This is a genomic window from Coprococcus sp. ART55/1 (assembly GCF_000210595.1).
GTDB classification, from domain to species: Bacteria; Bacillota; Clostridia; order Lachnospirales; family Lachnospiraceae; genus Coprococcus; species Coprococcus aceti.
The window spans coordinates 1,879,231-1,902,366 of record NC_021018.1; the positions used below are offsets into that span (position 1 = coordinate 1,879,231).

A 23,136-nucleotide genomic window follows, 5' to 3' on the forward strand; every position below is an offset into this window, starting at 1 on the left:
CGGTCTGTATACTCCGAAAGCATGTTGTATATCGCCAGCTTTAACGGATTCCTCACGGCACTCTTATCCCGGCAGTCGCCATCCACAGGGATCTGTGTGCTGCACGCCAAAGTCCGCTCTCCTCCGTCTGCTACAGAATACAGCTCTATATTTATTCTATTGTCATCTATATCCGCCACAAGCTCCTTGTCTATCTCCGCCTTAAGCTCCGGCTTTTTGTCAAATATCTCCGGGACCACTATTCTTTCACCGCCGTAGAAGGCCTGGAGACTCACCCGGAGATCATTGTTGTAATCTTCTATATTCTGTATCAGTAATATCATATTTCCACCATGATCCGCCCATCAGAAGAACGGATTCATCTTCTTCTCTTTTCTTATAAGTGTTGTCTCCCCGTGTCCAGGGTACACCACGGTATCATCAGGAAGCACAAACAGCTTCTCTCTTATGTTCTCGAGCAGCGCATGCTCATCACCTGTAGGGAAATCCGATCTTCCCACACTGTATTTGAACAGCGTATCCCCTGAGAACAGTATATTCTCTGACTCGAAGTAATAGCACATTCCGCCTCTGGTATGTCCCGACACACTGATGCAGCTCATCTCAGTGCCAAGCAGCTTCTTCACACTGCCGTCGCTCAGATAGTGATCCGTCTCAGTCTCTATCACCTTTTCAAATACACTGGTCATCATCGCCGACAGGTTCACCCTGCTGTTGCCGAGAACTTCCTTCTCGTCCTCCGAAGCATATGTATCCGCGCCTGTGAGCTTCTTCAGATCTCCCATCGCCGCCATGTGATCCACATGACCGTGGGTGAGATAAATGCCAACGCAGGTATACTCATTCTTCTTCAGTGTGTTGTATATATAATTCGCATTCCATGAAGGATCAATGACTATCGCCTCCCCGGTCTGCTCATTTGCCACTATATAACAATTCGTCTGGAATCCTCCCAGCTCACTTCTGATAACTTTTAATTCCGCCATATAAACCTTTCCGGCCATCAGCCCGTAGTTCTCTCTATATCAATTATATTATCAACATTCCTTATCTTGGCAATTATCGTATTCAACTGTTCCTTCGACTTGATCGCAAATGAGATCGTGATCGTAGCCTTGCCCTGCTTGCTTGTACGGCTGTTGATACTGTTTACGTTTATATTTGCCTCGCTGAGGATCTTGGTTATGTCAAATAATATGCCGTTTCTGTCATCTGCATATATATTTATCTCGGTCATGTATGTGTTCGATGCAACAGCGTCATCCTTCCACTCAGCCTCGATGACTCTGGCTCTGTCCGCCTCGCTCATGCACAACACATTTACACAGTCGGTACGGTGTATGGACACACCTCGTCCTCTGGTGATAAATCCTATGATCTCATCCCCCGGAACAGGTGAACAGCACTTGGAGAATCTCACGGCAACGTCATCTATGCCGTTTACGATTATTCCACCCTTGCCGGTATGGTTGCCATGGTTCTTCTTCACCGAATACTCGTCCAGAACCTCAGCGTTCGTGGCAGTCTGTGGCTTGTGCTCCTTGTTGTACTCATCAATCAGACGGTTTACTATCTGACCTTCCTTGATTCCGCCATGTCCAACGGCGGCAACTATGGAATCCCAATCCTGGAAATTGTACTTCTTGTATATCTTCTCCTGATACTCAGGCTTTGAGTACATGGAGTAGTCTATTCCCTTTGATTTGCAGTAGTTCAGTATGAGCTCTCTTCCGCGGCTGATATTCTCATCCTTGAGCTGATGCTTAAACCACTGGTTGATCTTTGTCCTCGCCTGTGTACTCTTGACTATATTCAGCCAGTCACGGCTTGGTCCTGTGGAGTTCTGTGAGGTTATGATCTCCACACGATCTCCGTTGTTAAGCTTGGTATCTATAGGAACCTGTCGTCCGTTGATCCTTGCACCGACCATTTTGTTACCCACCGCCGTGTGAATGGCATAGGCAAAATCTATAGGTGTGGATCCGCTAGGAAGGTTCTTAACATCTCCGGCAGGAGTAAAGCAGTATACCTGTTCAGCAAAGAGATCAAGGTCAGTCTTGACAAAGCTCATGAACTCCTTGTTGTCATCGGTATCCCTCTGCCACTCAAGGATCTGACGGAGCCAGGAGAGCTTTTCCTCCTCCTTCTGCATGACCGTACCGGTTATGTTCTCCTTGTACTTCCAGTGCGCAGCGATACCATACTCAGCCGTTCTGTGCATCTCGTAGGTTCTTATCTGTATCTCAAATGGCTGTCCCTCAGGTCCGATCAGTGTGGTGTGAAGGGACTGGTACATGTTGGACTTAGGCATGGCTATGTAGTCCTTGAATCTTCCCGGAATAGGCTTGTACATCTCATGAATGATACCCAGTGCTGAGTAACAGTCCCTGACCGTATTCACCTTGATACGTACCGCAAATATATCGTATATCTGATCCAGAGTCTTGTTCTGGTTCTTCATCTTCTTATATATACTGAAGAAATGCTTTACTCTTCCGTCTATCTCAGCCTCAAGTCCGGCATTATCGATATGCTTCTTGACATCGGCAACGACCCTCTTGATATAAGCATCCCTCTCGGTAAGCTTCTCATCTATCTGCGCCTTGAGATCCTTGTACACATCCGGCATGAGGTACATCATGGACAGGTCATCCAGCTCGACCTTGATCTTGCTGATACCAAGTCTGTGTGCGATAGGTGCATATATATCCATGGTCTCTCTGGCCTTCTCTATCTGCTTCTCCGGTGACTGATACTGGAGGGTTCTCAGATTGTGGAGTCTGTCCGCCAGCTTTATCAGTATGACTCTGATATCCTTCGCCATGGAGAGGAACATCTTACGCAAATTCTCCGCCTGAACCTCTATCTTGTCCGTGGTCATCTTGAGCTGTGTCAGCTTCGTAACTCCATCCACAAGGAAAGCAACCTCCTCAGAGAACTCCGCTGCTATCTCCTCAGATGTCATGACTGTATCCTCAACGACATCGTGGAGTATTCCTGCCACTATCGTCTCCTTGTCGAGCTCAAGCTCTGCCAGGATTATGGCCACATTCAGAGGGTGCATGATATAAGGCTCCCCGGACTTTCTGAGCTGTCCCTTGTGGGCAGCGTCCGCCACCTTATATGCCTTCTCTATCATAGTGATGTCGGCAGATGGGTGATATGTGAGTATCCTTGAGATAAGCTCCTTATACAATTCCTCCGGCGGTGTAAAATCTGCCGGTGTGGACAGATCTATCTCTCTCTTCGCCTTCATCTGCTTATTCGCCTGCTCCTCCAGCTTTATAAGTTCATTCTGAGGAACATTCTTGCCAGACGCAAGAGCCTTCTCGATGGCTGCTATTCCATCCTTCGTGGCCTGCTCCGAGGTGATAACACCTGCTTCCGCAGCTCTCTTCGTCTCCTGAGCTATTATATTGTCCTGTGTCTTATCCAATGTCTCTCCCATATGCTCACCACACTTCCTGTTTTATTCTGCCCTGATCATTCTCCCTCAAACTGTACTACTGAAGCCACGTCATATTTGGAAAGTCTCTCTCTTCCCTTCAGGTCTGTCAGCTCTATGAGGAATACCATCTTGACTACTATTCCGCCAAGACTCTCTATAAGCTTAGCCGCAGCCTCTATGGTTCCACCTGTTGCAATAAGATCATCCACCAGCACAACCTTCTCACCCGGCTTGATGGAATCCTTATGTATCTCTATAGTAGCCTGTCCATACTCAAGATCGTAAGACATCTCCACGGTCTCTCTCGGAAGCTTGCCCTTCTTTCTCACGAGAACAAGTCCCTTGCCGTTCTTGTATGCCAGCGGTGCTCCAAATATAAATCCTCTGGACTCTGCTCCGGCGATGACATCGTAATCTACTCCCTCCAGCAGCTTGTCCATCTCATCGATGGCCAGCTTCATGCCCTCAGGATCCTCTGTTACACTTGTCACATCCCTGAATATGATTCCCGGCTGTGGAAAATCAGGAATACTCTTGATATACTTTTCTACCTCACTCATCTTACGTCCTCCTGTATGATATATATTACAAATGCACTTAATAGTATTCTCATCAAAGTCAGCTTATATTCCCTTGTTATAGGCCTCCATCTTCATCTGGAGCGAACGTCTTCCCATATATTCATTGATGGTCGGATAGTATGCGACATCTATCACTACGGCGTTCGGCTGACCATTTAACATTTTAACACATTCATCCTCTCCAAACCACTGTTTTATGTTATTCACAAATGTATCCGGATCAAAATCTATGGCATCCACGCACCTTCCGTACCCGGTATCAAGCTGGAGCTTCAGAAGATTTTTGTTTCTTCCAAGTATCTGCGCCCTTCGCACCGGTACTGCCGCCTGTGCAAACAGCGGTTTCCTGTTACCCTTTCCGTATGGTTCAAGCCTCTCGATCTGTTCCGTCAGCTCTATGCTGTTGTACGCCAGCGGCATGGCCACATCTATCATCAGCTTAGGTGTTATATCTTCATCCGTCAGCACCGCCGCTTCATTGAGCTTCCGCCTCAGCTCGTCAAGCCTCTCCTTCTCTATGGAAAAGCCCGCCGCCATGGCATGTCCGCCAAATGCAGTGAACATCTCCCGGAACCGGTTCAGCTCCTCGAACATGTTGTAGCTGTCTATGGATCTTCCCGATCCTTTCAGTATCCCCGGCGTCTCTGCGTCCGTGAACACCATCGCAGGTCTTGTGTATGCCTCCTTGAGCCTGCTGGCGATTATTCCCACAACGCTCTCATGTACAGCCGGTATATACACCACAAGCACCTTGTCCGCAAGGGTAGCCGCCTGTCCGAACTCTCCGTTCACAGTGGCTGTCTCAAGCATATCTGTGATATGCCGGGCTCCGGCCTCCGTCATGTTCTTTCTCTCATTGTTGACAGCCAGCAGTTCCCTAGCCCTTGCCTCGGCGACATTTGGATCTCTCTCAAGCAAGAACTCAAGGCTCTGTTTCGCATCCCCCAGTCTTCCCGCCGCATTGATGCACGGCCCTATCAGAAATCCCAGATCATACGTTGATATCTTCTTCTCATTTCTGCCGCTGAGCCTCATGAGGGCATTCAGCCCCGGATTGCGGCTGTCCTTCAGACTTTCAAGGGCATATTTTACATAGATTCTGTTCTCATCCACCAGATCCATCATGTCACAGTTGGTAGCCAGCCCCAGGATCTCCATGAATTCATTTACCTCGCTCTCGGCTATCCCGCATATCCTGTACATGTACTGGATGAGCTTGAACGCAACGCCGGCCCCGCACAGCCCCTTGAATGGATATTCACAGTCCTGCCTCTGATTGTCTATGACCGCATCCGCCTGGGGCAGCATATATACCCGCTCGCCGCCATCACTCTCCTCAAATGGGATCTGATGGTGATCCGTGACGATGACCGTAAGCCCGCGCTCCTTCGCATATCTCACCTGTTCTATCGCCGCTATTCCATTGTCGCAGGTTATGATAGTATCAACACCATCCGCTATGGCGGCATCTATAAGTCTTTTATTTATTCCGTATCCATCATGCACTCGATGTGGAATGTCGTAATCCACCACGGTGCAGTCATCAGCGCAGCTTCCGTGCAGCGCCGCCCATGTTCTCCGAAGACCGAGAAGCAATATATAATTGGAGGTAACTCCGTCCACGTCGTAGTCCGAGATTATCCTTATTCTCCTGTTATCGCTGAGCTTTTCCTTTATTATCTCACCGGCTTCCACCATATCCTTCATCAGTGCCGGATCGTGCATGGAATCCCAGTCGCCATCAAGGTACATAGCTATGGCTTTCTCCCCGGTGACTCCTCTGTTCGTGATAACCCTCGCCACAACAGGACTCACACCGAACCTCTCGCCTATGGCATTAAAGTCCGCTCTTTTGCCCGCCACTCTCCACTCTGGCTTCTTCACATATTTATCTATTATATCCTTCTGCTCCGGTGTCAATGTCATCTTCTGTTCTCCGTATCATTTTATCCCTGGGACATATCCGCATCCCTGCTGTATCCATCCACATATTTTAGCAGACGCATTATGGTATTACCAGTGTAAATGCCACCATTTTGCCTGTAAATGTTGACATTTCACCTGTTATGTCTATTTGCTTTTTATTGTACAAATGTTATAATAAATATACATTTTGAATATATCTTTTGTGCATTTTGATGGCAGTATCTGGAAGTTCTATCACAAATGCGCAGTGCAAAGGAGGAGATATTTTTATGGCAAACAGATTCGTACTCAATGAAACCTCTTACCACGGAGCGGGTGCCATCGCTGAGATCGCCACAGAGGCAGTCGGCAGAGGCTTCGCCAAGGCTCTTGTGTGCTCAGATCCTGATCTGATCAAGTTCGGTGTGACCAAGAAGGTCACCGATGTTCTGGACGGTGCAGGGCTTGCATACGAGATCTATTCCAACATCAAGCCAAACCCTACTATAGAGAACGTGCAGCAGGGTGTGGCCGCATTTAAAGCTGCTGAGGCAGATTACATCATCGCCATAGGCGGCGGATCATCCATGGACACTGCCAAGGGTATCGGCATAGTTATTGCCAACCCTGATTTTGCAGACATCAGAAGTCTGGAGGGTGTTGCACCTACAAAGAATAAATCAGTTCCTATATTTGCAGTTCCAACTACAGCCGGAACCGCAGCAGAGGTAACTATCAACTACGTCATCACAGATGTTGAGAAGAACCGCAAGATGGTATGTGTTGATCCTAAGGACATTCCTGTTGTGGCATTTGTCGATCCTGAGATGATGAGCTCCATGCCAAAGGGACTCACAGCAGCCACAGGTATGGATGCACTGACACACGCAATCGAGGGTTACATCACCGCAGCCGCATGGGAGCTGTCAGACATGTTCCACCTCAAGGCAATCGAGATCATCAGCCGTTCGCTCAGAGGGGCTGTTGCCAATACACCTGAGGGCCGTGCAGATATGGCTCTTGGCCAGTATGTTGCAGGCATGGGCTTCTCAAATGTAGGTCTTGGAATCGTTCATTCCATGGCTCATCCACTGGGAGCTCTGTATGACACACCTCACGGTGTTGCCAACGCGATTATCCTGCCTACTGTAATGGAATACAATGCAGAAGCAACAGGAGAAAAGTATCGTGAGATAGCAAGAGCCATGGGCGTCAAGGGCGTAGACGACATGACCCAGGAAGAATACAGAAAAGCTGCAGTTGACGCAGTACGCCAGTTGTCCATCGATGTAGGCATTCCTACAGACCTTAAAGACATTGTAAAGCCAGAGGATATTCCATTCCTGGCACAGTCAGCCTACGATGACGCATGTCGTCCGGGCAATCCAAAGGAGACTAGCGTGGAGGATATCACCAAACTCTACGAGTCATTGATCTAACTGACCCATTAGATCAAAATATGTCAGTCCTTTGCCGGGACTTACATATTATATATGGGACCTCACCAGTCCCCTTAAACCCCTAAAAACTAACTAAAAGAACTCCTGTTACAGAGATTTTGCTCTCTCTGCATCAGGAGTTCTTTTTTTATTCGTCGGATCCATCTGTCATGCTCTGATGGACTCAAGAATATACTCTTGAAACTCATTCATATTCTTAAATATAAAATCTGCCTTATCCCTCATCTCATCATCCGGCTGCACGAGGTCCGGGATCATGGCAATCTTCATCCCTGCCGCATATGCTGCTCTGACTCCGTTGTATGAGTCCTCCACCGCCCATGCACTCTCCGACTCAACTCCAAGCTCTTCACAGGCCTTCAGGAATATATCCGGTGCGGGTTTGCTCCGATCTACCATGTCTCCACATACAAGCTTGTCGAAGTAATCTATCACCCCGAGGTTGATGAGCTCCATGGTGACTACCTCTTTTCTGGTGGATGTGGCAAGGGCACATGGTATGCAATTATCCCTGAGCATCTTCAGCATATCCGTAACTCCCGGCTTCAGCACAAGCTCTCCCTCTGCCGCTGCCCGGTGGAATTCCGCCGCCATCTCAACCTTGAGGCTCTCATATCTCTCCTCATCCAATGTATCCTGTCCTTCACCACATCTTCCTTTGTACATCTGCACGAACAGCTTCTTCGCCGCCTCACGGTTGAGTCCAAGGGCAGCCATACAGAAGCTCTCTATGTCCTCTATGCCATATTTGTCCGCTGTCTTCTGCCAGCTCTTGACAACCAATTGTTCTGAATCGAGGATGACTCCATCCATATCAAACACCACTGCTTTACAATTCATATCTCTTCCATCTCCCAATAATACAACAGGCTTCCACAGCATCTCTGCCATGGAAGCCTGTTATCATCTGTCATCTGACATCCGTCCGATAACTTTATTCTATTAAGCATCTTTTTCTGTCTTACCAAGCTTTGTCTTCATGTAGTACCAGAGTGGTCCTGTGATACATACTGAAGAGTAAGCACCGATAACTACACCAGCCATAAGTGTGAGAGCGAACTCCTTGATAGAAGCTACACCCATGATATACAGAACGAATATTGTAACAAATGTTGTGAGTGATGTATATATTGTTCTGCTGAAGGTCTGGTTGATACTCAGGTTGACTATATCCTTGTATGTGGCCTTCTTAGGCTTCATAACACCTATATTCTCTCTTACACGGTCGAATATGATGATAGTAGCATTGATCGAGTAACCAACTATGGTGAGCAGACATGCGATACATGTGTTACCAACTGTAAGTCTCAGTATAATATACAGACAGAATACCATCGCAACATCGTGGAGAAGTGCGATAACTGCACTTGCACCAAACTTCACATCATGGAATCTGATAGCAATGTATATAAGCATCAGGATAGCTGCAAGGATAACTGAGAATATAGCGTTCTTGGACATCTCGCTGCTGACTGATCCACTTATTACGTTTGCCTCCTTGACATCTGCGCCAAGCTTGTCTGTGAGTGCGCTGCGCACCTTGGACATCTGTGAGTCATCTGTTCCGTCATCTGAAAGCTCAGGCATCTTGAACACGATCTCATTTGTACCTGATACTGTCTGTACTGATATTCCCGCCTCACCGATACCGGCTGCCTCTGCAATGACAGGAACTATATCTTTCTCAGCCTCGCTAAGTGAGTACTCTTTGTCAAAACCTACTGTAAGGCTTGTACCGCCTGCAAACTCAACACTGAAGTTAAGTGGTGAACCCTTTGACTTATTATTAACAGGCATCATACAGAAGCATGCGATGATCACAATGAGTGATCCGAGCATACAGAACTTACCTGCCTTCACGAAGTTTGTCTTCTTTGGCTCTCTTGCAACGCCGAAATACTTGGCATCTGTAACGCCGAGATTTACAAGCGCTGTGAGCAGTGACTGGCTGACTGCCAGAGCTGTGAATACTGAAAGAACAACACCGATAGCCAGTGTGATCGCAAATCCCTTGATAGTACCTGTTCCGAATATTCCAAGTACAAGAGCTGCTATAAGTGTTGTAACGTTACCATCTATGATGGCTGACAGGGCATTGTGGAAACCACCCTTTACAGCCTGCTTTACGGACTTGCCATCCGCCAGCTCCTCTTTGATACGCGTGAATATGATTACATTGGCATCGACCGCCATACCTACTGACAGGATAACACCAGCTATACCAGGAAGTGTCAGTGTTACGTTGAACAGATTGAGTACCAGCAGATCAAGTATTGTGTAGAATGCCAGAGCAAATGATGCCACAAGACCTGGGATCCTGAATACTATGATCATGATAAGAAATACAAGTGCAATACCGATCGCACCTGCCTTAAGGCTTGTGCTGATGGCATCTGATCCAAGTGTAGCACCTACTATATTGGAACGAACCTGCTTAAGTGTAAGAGGAAGTGCACCGATACGGATAGTAGTAGCAAGCTGCTCGGCCTCCTCGTAGCTTCCGATCTTGTTGATTTCTGCGCTTCCGCCTGTTATGGCTGACTGTACTGTTGGTGCACTTACGACCTTGTTGTCATATATAATGTATACTATATTCCCAACATTTGCCGCGGTAACATCAGCGAACTTCTGAGCTCCCTCATCGGTGAATGCAAGCTGTACCACATTGTCATTGCCGTTATCTGAGTCAATTCCGGCTGTGGCATTTTTGATGTCATCTCCTGTAAGAGCAGCCTCATACTCCTGTCCCTGTGACCACTTTGTATAATTGTCCGGATCAAGAAACTCAAGCTTTCCCTCAATATTCAGAGCATTAAGTATCTCATCTGCATTTGTTACACCCGGGATCTCTGCTGTGATCTTCTTGTCTCCATCTTCATAGACTGAGTACTCATTGGTGTAGGCCTCTACACGCTGCTCAATCTTATACTTGGTATCCTCGAGATCCTTGTCGCTGTAATCATCCTCCTGAATCTCGTAAGTTACACTCAGACCACCCTTAAGGTCAAGTCCAAGCTTGATGTACTCGACTTTACCTCTGTCTGCAACACCGAATATTGCTGTATATATAGCAACACCCAGTATAAGCAGAAAGGCAATGATGACGAGCACAGCGTTTCTCTTTGTCTTCTTCATCGTCTTCTCCTTTTACCCTTTTTATTCCTCTTCTGCCTCATCGGCCATAGCCGCCTTCAGCATGATTGCACATTCTATACGCTTCTTCTGAAGCTCACAACCTATGTCATATGCATCAAGTATATTGCCGTGGAACTTGTATGAGTTGGCCGCACAGCCACCGCTGCAATAGAATCTTGCAAAGCAGTCCTTACACTTATCCTTGGCATATACATTGCACAGCTTGAATTCATTGACTATATCCTGATTCTTGATTCCATCGAATACATTTCCTATACAGAAATCGTCCTCACCAACAAACTGATGGCAAGGATAAAGGTCTCCCCAAGGAGTGACCGCCATGTACTCTGTACCTGAACCACAACCGGAAAGTCTCTTGGCTACGCAAGGTCCACCCTCAAGATCTATCATGAAGTGGAAGAAATTGAAGCCTCTTCCCTCCTTATGTCTCTTGATCATCTCCTTAGCCAGGATATCGTACTGCTCAAGCAGTACCGGTATATCCTCTTCCTTTATAGCATATGGCTCGTCCGGAAGTGATACAACAGGCTCAACGGATATCTGGTCAAATCCCAGATCCGCCATATGAAGCACGTCCTGTGAGAAATCAAGATTGTTATGAGTGTAAGTACCTCTTACGTAGTAGCTCTTGCCTGCTCTCTTCTTGGCAAATTCCTGGAACTTGGATAGTATCACATCATAACTTCCCTTGCCATTCCTGGTAGGTCTCATGTAGTCGTGGACTTCCTTCCTTCCATCTATGCTGAGCACCACGTTCGCCATCTCTCTGTTGGCAAATTCCATGATCTCGTCATTCAGAAGCACTCCGTTGGTAGTAAGTGTGAATCTGAACTTCTTGTCATACTTCTCCTCAAGGCTTCTTCCGTATTCCACGGTCTTCTTGACTACATCCCAGTTCATAAGCGGCTCACCGCCGAAGAAATCCACCTCGAGATTTCTTCTTAAACCGGAATTCGCAACCAGAAAATCCAGGGATTTCTTTGCCACCTCAAGTGACATAAGCGCCCTGTCTCCCTTATATTCTCCCTCACCAGCAAAGCAATATCTGCAGGCAAGGTTACAGTCATGGGCGATATGCAGACACAACGCCTTGACAACTGTCTTTCTCTTCTTGAAATCTATAATATAATCTTTGTATACGTCATCTGTAAATAATGTTCCGTCCTCTACCAGTTGGGCTACCTCGTCATAAGCCTCGGAAACATCTGCGCTGTCATACTGTGACAGTGCCTTTATAATCTGCTCTTTATCATTCTCCTCATATAAAGAAATAATATCATAGACAAGATCGTCTACGACATGTACAGAACCACTACAGACATCAAGCACTATATTATAACCATTGTTCTTGTACTGATGAACCATAATTCTCCTTCAATATATTCCATCGGATCTATCCGTGAAATTCTAATTCAAGGCGCCACACACGGCACCCTTATACACGCACTAAAGAGGACTGTCATCATAAACGACGGTCCCCTTTAGCTGATCAAATACAAACCTGTTACAAATTACTTGTTGTTAACATTCTCACAGCTCTGATTACCAACTGTGCATGATGTCTTACAAGCTGACTGGCATGATGTCTGGCACTCGCCACATCCACCCTTGACCATTGTATTCTTCATAGTCCTGTTTGTGAGTGTTTTAATTCTCTTCATTCTGGATACACCTCTCTTTTTATGTCATATATCGGGATTATAACACAAAGATATATAAAGTAAAAGTTTTTTTTAACTGAGCATAGCCCCCAGCATCCCGCCTGCAACGCACATAATACACTTGGTTATAACTGCTATTCCCTCTCTGTCGCCTGAACCTGTAAACAACACCGACACGGTCAATGCGACCGATATGTAAGTCAGGCCATACACCATCCCCCACAGGAAACGCTTCTCCCTGACTTTTCTGCCCGTAACAAAGCCCCCGGCAAATGTGGCCACTATGTATATCACAACAACCAGTATACCGAGCACCTTATCGCTTATCCCCACTTTGTATACGACCACCGCCGTTATAAACAGCATGATTATCGTGAGCAGATAGGACAGGATCAGTCCCTTTACAACTCCCATAAATTTCTGACTTGCAGACATACTACCACCATATTCTTTACTCTTTACATTATTATGATGTTCCTCCTCATTTTATTAATAAAAATACAGCCTGTTTACTCAAACAGGCTGCATATATCTTCTATATCATAAAAGGTTTTGTATGCACGCTCGCGCGTGATACCATTTGGTTTTATCAGATCCACCACCATGACCGTACATAGCCCTGCCCGGCTGGCAGATATGATACCATTCACAGAGTCCTCAACGGCCACCGCTTCGTCCGGGTTTACGTCCAGCTTCCCGCAGGCCTTCAGATATATATCAGGCTCCGGCTTTCCGTGGGTGATCTCGTCTCCGCATACCTTTTCATCGAAGTATCCGGCTATTCCAACGCTATCAAGTCTCTGCTGCGCCCTCGTCCTCGCAGTGGAGGTTGCAAGTGCCATCTTCACGCCGTGTTCTTTTAAGAATCTCAGCGTGTCCTCGACATGTGGCTTTATGTCTATTCCATACTTTTCCACATGATCATCGAACAGATCCATTGTTCTCTGTCTGAACGCAAGATAATCAAAATCTTCGCCCATTATTTCCTTAAACACCCGGGCGTTGGAGGTCTTGTTGCCTCCAGCCACCCGGTCACATACATTTTCCATCTGTGCCTCAGGAATCCCTATGCTCATGCCGTTTTCCTTCCAGCACTTCCTGTATATCTTCTCCGTGTCTACCAACACGCCGTCCATATCAAATACAACTGCCCTGTACATAGCACTTTCTCCTACATTAAGCAGCGGCGTTTTTCTTTCTTCTTCTGCCAGCTATGATGATGAATGCAAGCAATGCAAGAAGCAGGATCGCTGCGATTATTATTATGATCAGCACAACCGGTGACATCTTTTCGCTGAGCTTGAAGGTGAATACCTCTCCGGTCTCTCTGTCATATGTTGTCGCTATATTACCGGCCTTATCCTGGGCTGTTACCTCAACCGTGTATGTATCATACTGATCTACCTGCATCTCATACTTGTTATCTGCCTGATAGCTTGCAGGATCTATGGTATTGCCATTTATAACGATGGATGTGATCTCGTCTTCCTCATTCTCAAGACCTATCGTCATGTTGAATGGCTCTCTGAGAGTCTCTCCATCCTCAACACCTGTTATGATGATTCGTGGTGCAGTACCATCATAAGTATAATCAAATTCCTGTGTTGCCGTGTGTCCAACCTTGTCAGTTACTGTAAGTGTTATCTTGTGATATCCGTCTGTCATATCTGAGAAATCGATAAGATTTACTCCGTCTATCTTGGCGTCAACCGAGAAGTCTGAAGTATCACTTACATCCCACAGTGCTTCGTAGCCCTTGTCTCGTATATCAGCAAAATCTGATGCATTGAGAAGCAGTGTTCCGTCATCGCTTGCAATGCTCTTGCTCATGAATCCGGCAAGTGTCGATGTAGCCTTGAGCTCAGGTGGTGTGTTATCGACTGTGAATACCAGGCTGTAATCATCAGCCTTATTTCCCAGTTCATCCTGCGCTGTTATTGACACCTCGTATACACCATCCTCAGAGAATCTCTGGCTTCCTGTGCTGAGCTCTGAAGAATTGCTGTAATTTGTAAAGTATGATGATGACACATCCTTGCTGTCCTTCTTCACGGTTATCTTCACATCATCTGTCGAGAAGAATGACTCCTGAACGCTCAGTGACATATCAACATAGTTCGGTGCGGAAGAATCCATACTTCCTATTGGGTCGTAATTCTTTACTTCCTTGTTGTTCTTATCCACTGCGCTCACCTTTACAACAGGTGCCTTTGAGTCAACCTTGAAGGTCTTGGTCTGGCTGGCTGCCACATTTCCTGCAAGATCTCTTGCATTTGCTGTGATCGTGTACTCGCCATCCTCTGTAAAGTTGTAAGTTGCGGTATGTGGATTGCTTCCTGAGAAGCTGCTTGTTCCCAGCGTAGCGATATTCGATGCCGCTGTTCCGTCCGTCTTTCTGGTTATTGTCACGTTAAATGCATCTGCGGCAAGATTGTTGTTCTCATATGCAAATGAGAATGCCTCATCTATGCTGATGGTTGCATTTACCGCCGTTGTCTGTCTGTCGCTCATTCCTGAAATCGATATAACCGGTGCAGTCTTATCGATTCTGAACTTCACTGTTCTGGTCACAGCCTTGTTGCCCGCCTTATCCTCTGCGGACACGGTGACTGTGTAATCGCCCTGGGCGTCAAATGTCACACCGCTGAGTACCTCTCTGACTGTGCTGACTCCATCACCCTTTGTTCCCCAGGTAACATTCTTTCTGATATCTCTGTTCTCTACAACAGATCCACCCTCATTTGTTCTGACTACATGAATGGTGTACTTTCCACCTCTCATGTTATCTGTAAGTGTTACAGGGACTGTCACATCTCTGTTGTTTATAGTGTTGACATTTCCAAGCTGTATCTCAGGCTTGTGCTTGTCTATGTAGAAATGGGTTCCTGTTGTTCCTTCATTTCCACACTTGTCGGTAACGGTCATGGTGAGATCATACTCACCTTCCTTATCATATGTGTACTTCTTGCCCCATGTTCCGCCGTTACTCTTTATATAGAAGTATTGCGGATTCTCATCCACTGCTACATTTCCATCATTCTCTGTGATAATAGTGTTCTGAAGCGACTTGAACTGTTCCTCCACACCAACTCTGAATGATATTGAAGTCTTGAAGTAATTGTTATTATCCAGTCTGTACTCAGGATCATCGTCCACATACACAAGTGGCTCTGTGGTGTCGACGTAATAATTCTTTGTCTTGAGAGCACTTGTGCCCTCCTGAACACCGAACGCCTCGTCTGCTGCCGGCTTCAGTGCATTGCCGGAATTATCGGCTCCCTCAACTGTGAAATAATATACAGTTGCCTTGCCGCCCTTGGCTGTCATCTTATATGCTGCAGTGGTCTTGCCATCTGCTGTCTGGAACGGAACTGTGGTCTCTGACCAGTTTGAATCACTGTAGGTCTTGTAGTACACCTTAAGCGTCGCATTCTGTGCATCCATTCCATAATCGTCTTCTATGCCAAATGTAATAGTTCTGCTCCTGTTAAGGAATCTGCTGCTTCCACCGGACACAACTGATATCTCAGGGCTCTTCTTATCTATTACAAATGAAGTTGTTGCCTTACCCGACTCATTGCCAACCTCATCGACAGCAACTATCGTGATATTATAAAGTCCAGGCTCTCTGAATGTTGTGGACTTTGCTGCATTTGCAGTGTAATCCGCATCCAGCTCATACTTGCTTATGCTCTTGCCATCGCGTGTTCCTGTCACAACGAACTTCTCCACGAAGTAATTGTCAGTTCCCCTTGCTGTTATGGTCACATTGCTGTTATTCCAGTAATTTATCAGCTTTCCGCCGGCAGTTCCATCTATTGACACTGATGGCTTGACGGTATCAACTATCAGGTGTATCTCCTGACTGGCCTTGCTCTCGTTTCCTGCTCTGTCCTTCAGCTTAACAGTCATCGTGTACTCTGTATTTTCATCTGTTATGCCAAGGGCCTTTGCATCCAGTGTCTTTTCTATATCATTTCCTGATACATTAATGCTTCCTGTAATGTCCTGTGATCCGGCTGTGCTGCTTCTGCCTACTGTATATGTAACCTTGCCATTGCTGTCATCGTTATCGGAACCAGAGACCTTGATCTTCACGTCACTCTTTGATCTGTAATAGAATGTCGATCCTGATTTGTATTTCTGGTTTGCACACTCCAGCTTCACATTTGCCGGTGCAGTCTTATCATAGTAAACCTTTATGCTCTGTATTTCTTTGAACTTCGTGTCAGCATTGTTCGGATCGTGTATTCTCGCCATGAGTGAGATCTCGTACACACCCTCATCTGGAAGCTCGTAGGATATGTTGACCGTATTCTTGTCATATGCAGCGGCAACTGTACCCTTTACCTCAACTGCCTTATCCTTCTTTCCTGCAAATGATGTTCTGGTGATCACCAGCTTTGCGTCATCTGCTGCAAGCTGGAAGCCTGATACTGCACCCTCTACAGTCAGAGTATCATCATTTCTCCAGAATATAGCGCCGTTGTCAGCATCTGTACCGTTCGCAGATAACTTCTCTCCTGAAAGGCCATCCACATTGACATACACATATGTGTTCGTCTCTGTCTTATTTCCAGCCTCGTCAGTTACCACAACTGTCAGGACATAGCTTCCTGAACCATCTATGCTTATCTCTTTTCCGCTCTGCAGGCCATTGTCACCTGTAGATGTTGAATACCAGTTCTTGACTGATGTATATGATCCATTTGCATCTGCCTTCTTGAGTGAAGCGACCGCCGATGCAACACCTGATGTGGCATCGCTGTACTTTATATTAAGAACAGCTTCCTTTGCGTCTGTGACCGTGTACTGCTGATCATTGTTTGTCCTGTCTGTTCCGGCGTTGTCCGTAACCTTTACAACAGGTGCTGTATTATCCACCTTGACTACAGTCTCTATCCTGCCATCTATTCCGGCGAAGTCCTTTGCCGCAAATGTGATGGTATGCTCTCCATCAGCCAGATATATGTCTGACTTTGTTGAATCCTGTACATCTCCACCGCTCACACGGACATCGCTGCTGTATGTGAACTTGTTTCCTTTTTCAAGGATCGTTTCCTTCTTGCCATCCACGCTGTATGACACGGTGTCTATGTAAGAATACTCTCCAGTTGCCTTCACTGTCAGCTTTGTGGATTTCACATAGCTTGTGGAACCGCCTGTAACTGTGAGTTCAGGCTTTCCTTCCTTTACAAATACAATGTCGCCATCCTCATCTGCGCCGACTGAGTTATTGCCAAACTCGTTCTCCTTGGCGTAAATGACAAGCTTCTTTGCATTGTCTGCATTGTCCTTCTTGAACCACTGTGCACTTATCTCGAATTCATATTCATATCCGCCGGACACAGCCTTTTTGCCTGTGCACTCCACTGCTGAAGCTGCACCCGTAAGCTTGTAGTACAGGCTCACGTCATCTATCTCAGTGTTATCACTGCCGGCTGTAACCTTCTTCACCTGTACAGTGAACTTATAAGCATCATCTACCTTGAGCTGAGGGAATCTGTAATCCACTCCGTTCTTCTGTATGATCTCAGGGGTAACACTTGTTATGACAGGAGCTTCGTTGAGCTTCTTGACGATAACACTGGTCTCCTCTGACTTGTTTCCTGCAACATCGACCGCTCTGAACTTGTATGTTCCACTCTTATCAGGTGCAACAAACTGGGATGTGCTCTCAGTCTTGCTCCAGGTCTTTCCATTGTCTGATGAATACTCCACATAGTCTATTCCTGTGGCATTTTCCTCTGCTGCATCTGTGGTATCCTTGGCGTCTATCACAAATGTTCTGTCGGCATCACTGCTTGTGAGGTTCAGGAGATAATAGCCATCGCTCACCTTGTTGTGAAGATTGTAGTTATCATCAGCCTCAACCGATATTGTAGGTGCCTGCTTATCCACGGCAACCTTTATGGTTCCAAGCAGCTCGAAATCACCGCTCTCATCAGTACCTGTATAATAGTAAATAGCTATCTTCTGTACTGCTGTGTCATTCTTCAGCTCATACACATTATCAAATGTGACAAGCTTTCCTGCTGCATCTGTGGCTGTAGCGATCTTATCGTCCGCTGTAGCTCCTTTGTAAACAGCCACTCCCAACTTGCTGCTGTCGATTCCGTCAACTTTGTCGGACTTGATCTTGAACTTTATTGCCTTGTCAAAATCCTTGAAGCCATACACCATATCCGCCTTATCGCCCTTTACAATGGCCGTTACATCTATGGTCTGTGTATCTTCCTCCTCCGCAAACAAATGAAAATGTGAATCGATCGCCACAAGAGTGAGTGTCATAACTACCGCCATCGTAAGCGCGATCAGTCGATGCAAAAGTGATTTATTCTGCATAACCTTTTTCATGTCCCTCTCCTCCTATATCTCTTCATCGGAATGTACTATAATTACATTCTTTATCATTCTTACCGAGCTCGCTGCGCGTCCTCCCTGAAGAACGGCTGTGGAATCATCTGCGTCATCGCTTCTAAGTACGTCCGTTGCTTCCTCGTCTGCGTCATCGCTTCTGAGTATGTCCGTTGCTTCCTCGTCTGCCTCATCACTTCTGAGTATGTCCGTTGCTTCCTCGTCCGCCTCATCACTTCTGAGTATGTCCGTTGCTTCCTCGTCTGCCTCGTCATTTCTGAGTACATCCGTTGCTTCCTCATCCGCATCTTCTCTGAGGATGTCTGTCGCCTCCTCAAAGCTGCTGCCATTTATGTCAAGATTCTCTTCGTCTTCCCTCAGAATATCTGTTGCCTCCTCGGCATCATCGCGGAGAATATCAGTTGCAGTCTCGCCTTCATCCTCCAGTCTCTTTTTCCCGAGATCAGCTATCGCTTTCTCGTAATTTGCCATTCCCTTCTCAGAATGTTTTTCGGCTGCAGTTGACTTTACATCCCTTACCGAAATTCTGGATGTATGGTTCTTGATCGCCTCCTGTTTGGAGGCACCGCCTCCCTGTACACTCTCATAGCCCTTCTCCTTGATCTCATCGATCTTCTTACGGGCTGTTGAGCCTGTGGCAATTCCCACCGCCTTCGGTATCTTTAACACGAAGAACAGTACCACCGCCACAATAGCGAATACGATCGCAAGTGCCAGGCCGCCATATAACATTACATTATAAACTGTTGCCATAACCTTTCACTCCTCCCTTACTCGCTCGTTGACCTTGAACTGCCATTTACTATGCTCTTAACTGTCAGGTCATTGGATAACGACTGCCATCCCTGCTTAAGACCATTTGCAAGTGCCGGAACTTTGTTACCGTTCTCGTACACTTTCCTCACAGCCCTTGTGGCACTGGCATTCCATGCTGCCGAATCGCTTCCAAATTTATTCGAATATCTATCGACCAGATAACTCAGATGGCTTACGTACACGACCGCTGCGTTGTCATCGGTTCCAAGTGTAGTCTCAGCGTTGCCATATATTCTCTCTGCCTCATCATAGTAGCTGTCATCGCCGCTGTTCTCTGCCATCTTGATATAAGTCTCAGCCTCGTTCACCGAGTATTCTGAATATGCTTTCTTGGATGTCTCTGTCGCATTCTCGCCCTCTATATCCAGACTGTTCAGATAAAGCGCTGCACTGTTCGCCGCAGAGTTGTAATAATGTAACTGCTGGCCCGCATCATCCGCATTCTCGGCAAGTTCTGTATATACCGAGTACATAACTCCTGAATACTGGCCATTGTAGTATTTTACGCCTCTGTCCGCCGGGAACTGGCTGTTCAGCACCTCTGCGTTGTCGTCCAGGTTCTTCATCGCCTCATCCATCAGCACCTCTATTCTGTTCGCAAGCTCCGGATCATTGGATATCTCGCCAAGATATATGTAAGCTATGTTGAGGTAATTGGTGTATTTGTCAGGATTGGTGTCATCTATGTTGTCACTGTTGTAATCCTGGAATGCAAATATATTTTCCTTGTTCGTATCAAAGCTTGCAGACTTGTTTATCTTGCTGTCACATATCGCAGCGTAATACTTTGCCTGCTTTGCCTGATCCGGGAAGTCCTTGCTCTCATCAACCATATTGAAATATTTCTTGGCCGCACTGTAGTCCTTGACCTCGTCGTAATACAACATGGCTATCTTGAACTTTACGTCGTCCTTTATCTCGTCCTTGTTCTTAAGTGCAAGTCTTATTCCCTTTTCTGCCGCCGTCTCGGTGTTGGCCGAAGTGTTTCCATCGTCCTCTGTATAATAGTAAGCATATGTCTCCATATAGCCTATATAGGCATCCGATGCGGTTGGGTCTATGTCGACAGCCGCCTTATAGCACTCAAATGCCTTGTTGTAATCGCCCTCGTCGACTGCATCCCTCGCCTCGTTGACCTTGTTGTTGTAATCAAGATCCTTGAGCTGGCCTTTCTTTACTCCGCCTATCACAGCACAACACGCTGAGAGTATCGATAATCCCGCAACCACTGAGAACGCTGCTATCTTATGCTTTGCCTTTGCCTTGTATGCATCGTCGAGCTCGTTGTAGTGATCCAGCGCATACAGCAGTTCTGAACAAGACTGATATCTGTCCTCAGGACTCGGCTGACAGCACGTCTGTATAATTCTCTCAAATCCTGATGAGAGCATCGGATTCCACTGTCTGATAGGCTTTATCTCGTAAGGAGGCTCACATGGATTCTTGCCGGTAACAAGGTGATAGAGCGTTGCTCCCAGATTGTAAATATCTGTTCTTGCATCCGTGTTGTAGATTCCATGTCCCTGCGCATCACCGAACTGCTCCGGTGCCGCATAGCCTCTTGTTCCAAGAGCCGTGGTATCCGCATTGTTCTCCACTATGTATTCCTTAGCCGTTCCAAAGTCGATAAGCTTTACCGAGCCATCCGGCTTCAGCATGACATTTGAAGGCTTCATATCTCTGTATATGATCGGCGGATTCATGGAATGCAGGTAGTCAAGTGCACTGGCAAGCGCCCTGCCCCATTCGATTACCTTTTCCTGTGGCTGTGCTCCCTCCGCCTTGAGCACATCGCTGAGTGGACGTCCTTCTACGAAGTCCATGACAACGTAGATCGTGCCATTCTCATTGATGATATCAACGATTCGTGGCAGTACCGGATGATCCACATCCTTGAGGATATTTGCTTCTCGCTCCAATCCCTTTAAGAGTGTGGCTGTACTCTTGGAGCCATCATTCTTGATCTCCTTTACAGCCCACTGTTTATTAAGTCGGTTATCCATGGCAAGATAAACTATTGACATACCACCCTGACCGACTTTTTTAAGTATTTCGTATTTTCCGTCTAATACCGTTCCTAACTCTGTCATATATCGATCCCCATTACTCCGATTTAATAAGCACTACTGTTACATTATCCGTTTCTTTTCTGTACTTCACAAGCTCTGTGAGGAACTCACAGCCCTCCTTCATCTTCGCCTCGTCGACGCATGTTCCCGGGCCAAGTCTCTCTATCATCTCCTGAGGCGTTATCTTATGTCTGAATCCATCAGAACACAGCATGTAATGCGCTCCGGGAGCTGCCTGCCCAACTACGAAATCCGGTTCCACCACAGGTGAAGCTCCGATACACTGGAGAAGCACGCTTCGTCTGCTGTCCGTCTCCGCCTGCTCCGGTGTAAGTCTTCCCGCTGCGATCTCCCTTGCAACAAGCGTCTGATCTGCGGTGAGCTGCCTTATCCCTGAAGTGATCTCATACACTCGGCTGTCTCCAACATGGAGAATGTAGTACATTTCTCTGTATATGAGGATCGCAGAAATGGTCGTACCAAGCATAAATCCATTCTGCTCGCCATACGCCTTGATCTTCTCATTCTGCTCCACGGCAAGTCTTATCCACTGGTATCTCAGCAGCTCTTCACTAAAGCTGTTGTTGTCAACCATCTCAACAAACTGTGTGTCAAACCAGTTGCAGAAAGCTGTTATGACTTCCTTGCTGGCAACCTCTCCCTTTGCCAGACCTCCCATGCCATCACATACGAGGGAGAACACGACCTGTCCATTTGGAGTATCCGCTATCTTGATCGCCAGCGAATCCTGATTTGTCTTTTTCTTTATTCCTACGTCTGTATTGTATACTGCGCTAAACCCCATATACATTCCTCCCAATATTTATGTCTCAACTCTCGTTGCGGATATTCTATCTAATGTGATAGACAAGCTCCTCGTCCCCGAGTATAACGATCGCATTGTTCGTCAGGAACTTTTCTTCGCCCGCCTTCAATTCCTCTCCGTTCACAAATGTACCATTTGTAGACTTGTTATCGCTGATGAAGCACACGCCATTTCTCTTGGTGATGACACAATGAACTCTGCTTATAGCTGAATTGTCAGTAATCGCATAGTCCACAAGTCTTGCCTTATGTCCGATCTTGAACTCTGCCTTGTCCAAGCTTATTCTCTCGCCCGTCTTCACCCTAAGGAAATATGGTGCCGGTGCTCCATCAAATGGATTGCCCTGCACTGGCTGTGTCTGTGGCATCGGCGGTGTCTGTGGCATTGGTGGTACCGGCTGCATCTGCGGCATTGGTGGCACCGGCTGCATCTGTGGCATTGGTGTCACCGGCTGCATCTGCGGCATTGGCTGCGCCTGTGGCATTGGTGGAATCGGGTTTCCTCCAAATGGGTTGCCCTGCATTGGAGGTATTGGCTTTATCTCCTGTGGCTGTGTTTCAACCGGCTCTGCTGGCTCAGGCTTGACATCCTGCGGCTCTGCCTCAACAGGAGGCTCTACAATCTCCGGCTTGGCATCCTGTGCTTCTGCTTCAACCGTCTCAACATTCTCCGGTTTATCCCCCTGCGGCTGTGCTCCAGCCATCTCAGGCTTAACCGGCTCCTCCATCGGCGGCACGCCTACCGGTGGCATTCCATTTGATCCCATTGGACCGTTTGGTATTGGGCCATTCGGTCCCATTGGCGGCATGCCCATCGGTGGCATTCCGTTTGGCACC

At 46.8% G+C, this 23,136-nt stretch carries 16 protein-coding genes and 1 pseudogene; 1 reads left to right on the forward strand and 16 read right to left on the reverse strand.

Translation table 11 applies throughout. The annotated features are described in order from the left end of the window. The 5 genes and pseudogenes from CCU_RS08580 to recJ form a co-directional block, all read right to left on the reverse strand. Nucleotides 1-323 (reverse strand): annotated as a pseudogene (locus CCU_RS08580) (coproporphyrinogen dehydrogenase HemZ); the annotation flags it as partial. A gap of 21 nt (nucleotides 324-344) precedes the next feature. Then, complete coding sequence (locus tag CCU_RS08585; RefSeq protein ID WP_243440880.1) at nucleotides 345-986, reverse strand: MBL fold metallo-hydrolase; 642 nt, start codon at nucleotides 984-986, stop codon at nucleotides 345-347. A 17-nt stretch (nucleotides 987-1,003) separates the two neighbouring features. After that, nucleotides 1,004-3,448 carry a RelA/SpoT family protein gene (locus CCU_RS08590; protein WP_015534327.1) on the reverse strand — a complete coding sequence of 815 codons (2,445 nt, stop codon included), beginning with the start codon at nucleotides 3,446-3,448 and terminating at the stop codon, nucleotides 1,004-1,006. Nucleotides 3,449-3,483: 35 nt separating this feature from the next. Next, nucleotides 3,484-4,008 carry an adenine phosphoribosyltransferase gene (locus CCU_RS08595; RefSeq protein WP_015534328.1) on the reverse strand — a complete coding sequence of 175 codons (525 nt, stop codon included), beginning with the start codon at nucleotides 4,006-4,008 and terminating at the stop codon, nucleotides 3,484-3,486. Nucleotides 4,009-4,071: 63 nt separating this feature from the next. Next, nucleotides 4,072-5,955, reverse strand: a complete 1,884-nt coding sequence (gene recJ / locus CCU_RS08600) for a single-stranded-DNA-specific exonuclease RecJ (RefSeq protein WP_015534329.1) — start codon at nucleotides 5,953-5,955, stop codon at nucleotides 4,072-4,074. A gap of 269 nt (nucleotides 5,956-6,224) precedes the next feature. Here recJ and fucO point away from each other — a divergent pair, with 269 nt between their 5' ends. Then, entirely contained in the window at nucleotides 6,225-7,373 is a 1,149-nt protein-coding gene (fucO, locus tag CCU_RS08605) for a lactaldehyde reductase (protein ID WP_015534330.1), read from the forward strand. Between the two features lie 168 nt (nucleotides 7,374-7,541). Here fucO and CCU_RS08610 read toward each other — a convergent pair whose 3' ends face one another. From CCU_RS08610 to CCU_RS08660, 11 genes are all read right to left on the reverse strand, one after another. Beyond that, the gene (locus CCU_RS08610; RefSeq protein ID WP_071849498.1) at nucleotides 7,542-8,234 is read right to left on the reverse strand and encodes an HAD family hydrolase; all 693 of its coding nucleotides are present in this window, start codon (nucleotides 8,232-8,234) and stop codon (nucleotides 7,542-7,544) included. A 102-nt stretch (nucleotides 8,235-8,336) separates the two neighbouring features. Next, nucleotides 8,337-10,529 (reverse strand): protein translocase subunit SecDF, encoded by a 2,193-nt coding sequence (locus tag CCU_RS08615; protein ID WP_015534332.1) that lies wholly within the window; start codon nucleotides 10,527-10,529, stop codon nucleotides 8,337-8,339. Between the two features lie 21 nt (nucleotides 10,530-10,550). Continuing rightward, on the reverse strand, nucleotides 10,551-11,915 hold the full coding sequence (gene scfB, locus CCU_RS08620) for a thioether cross-link-forming SCIFF peptide maturase (protein WP_015534333.1): 1,365 nt from the start codon (nucleotides 11,913-11,915) through the stop codon (nucleotides 10,551-10,553). A gap of 146 nt (nucleotides 11,916-12,061) precedes the next feature. Continuing rightward, nucleotides 12,062-12,211: a six-cysteine ranthipeptide SCIFF gene (gene scfA, locus CCU_RS08625; protein WP_015534334.1), complete on the reverse strand. Its 150-nt coding sequence runs from the start codon at nucleotides 12,209-12,211 to the stop codon at nucleotides 12,062-12,064. A gap of 72 nt (nucleotides 12,212-12,283) precedes the next feature. Continuing rightward, entirely contained in the window at nucleotides 12,284-12,646 is a 363-nt protein-coding gene (locus CCU_RS08630; RefSeq protein WP_015534335.1) for a TIGR04086 family membrane protein, read from the reverse strand. A 74-nt stretch (nucleotides 12,647-12,720) separates the two neighbouring features. After that, complete coding sequence (locus tag CCU_RS08635; RefSeq protein WP_015534336.1) at nucleotides 12,721-13,371, reverse strand: HAD family hydrolase; 651 nt, start codon at nucleotides 13,369-13,371, stop codon at nucleotides 12,721-12,723. A 16-nt stretch (nucleotides 13,372-13,387) separates the two neighbouring features. Continuing rightward, nucleotides 13,388-18,568 carry an Ig-like domain-containing protein gene (locus CCU_RS08640; RefSeq protein ID WP_015534337.1) on the reverse strand — a complete coding sequence of 1,727 codons (5,181 nt, stop codon included), beginning with the start codon at nucleotides 18,566-18,568 and terminating at the stop codon, nucleotides 13,388-13,390. 12 nt (nucleotides 18,569-18,580) lie between these two features. Beyond that, nucleotides 18,581-19,342 (reverse strand): hypothetical protein, encoded by a 762-nt coding sequence (locus CCU_RS08645; RefSeq protein ID WP_015534338.1) that lies wholly within the window; start codon nucleotides 19,340-19,342, stop codon nucleotides 18,581-18,583. Between the two features lie 17 nt (nucleotides 19,343-19,359). Then, nucleotides 19,360-21,495 (reverse strand): serine/threonine protein kinase, encoded by a 2,136-nt coding sequence (locus tag CCU_RS08650; RefSeq protein WP_015534339.1) that lies wholly within the window; start codon nucleotides 21,493-21,495, stop codon nucleotides 19,360-19,362. Between the two features lie 13 nt (nucleotides 21,496-21,508). Continuing rightward, a complete protein-coding gene (locus CCU_RS08655; RefSeq protein ID WP_015534340.1) occupies nucleotides 21,509-22,279 on the reverse strand; it encodes a PP2C family protein-serine/threonine phosphatase in 771 nt (256 codons plus the stop codon). 46 nt (nucleotides 22,280-22,325) lie between these two features. After that, nucleotides 22,326-23,136 (reverse strand): FHA domain-containing protein (locus tag CCU_RS08660; protein WP_208896120.1); only part of this gene is annotated, 811 nt, incomplete at its 5' end.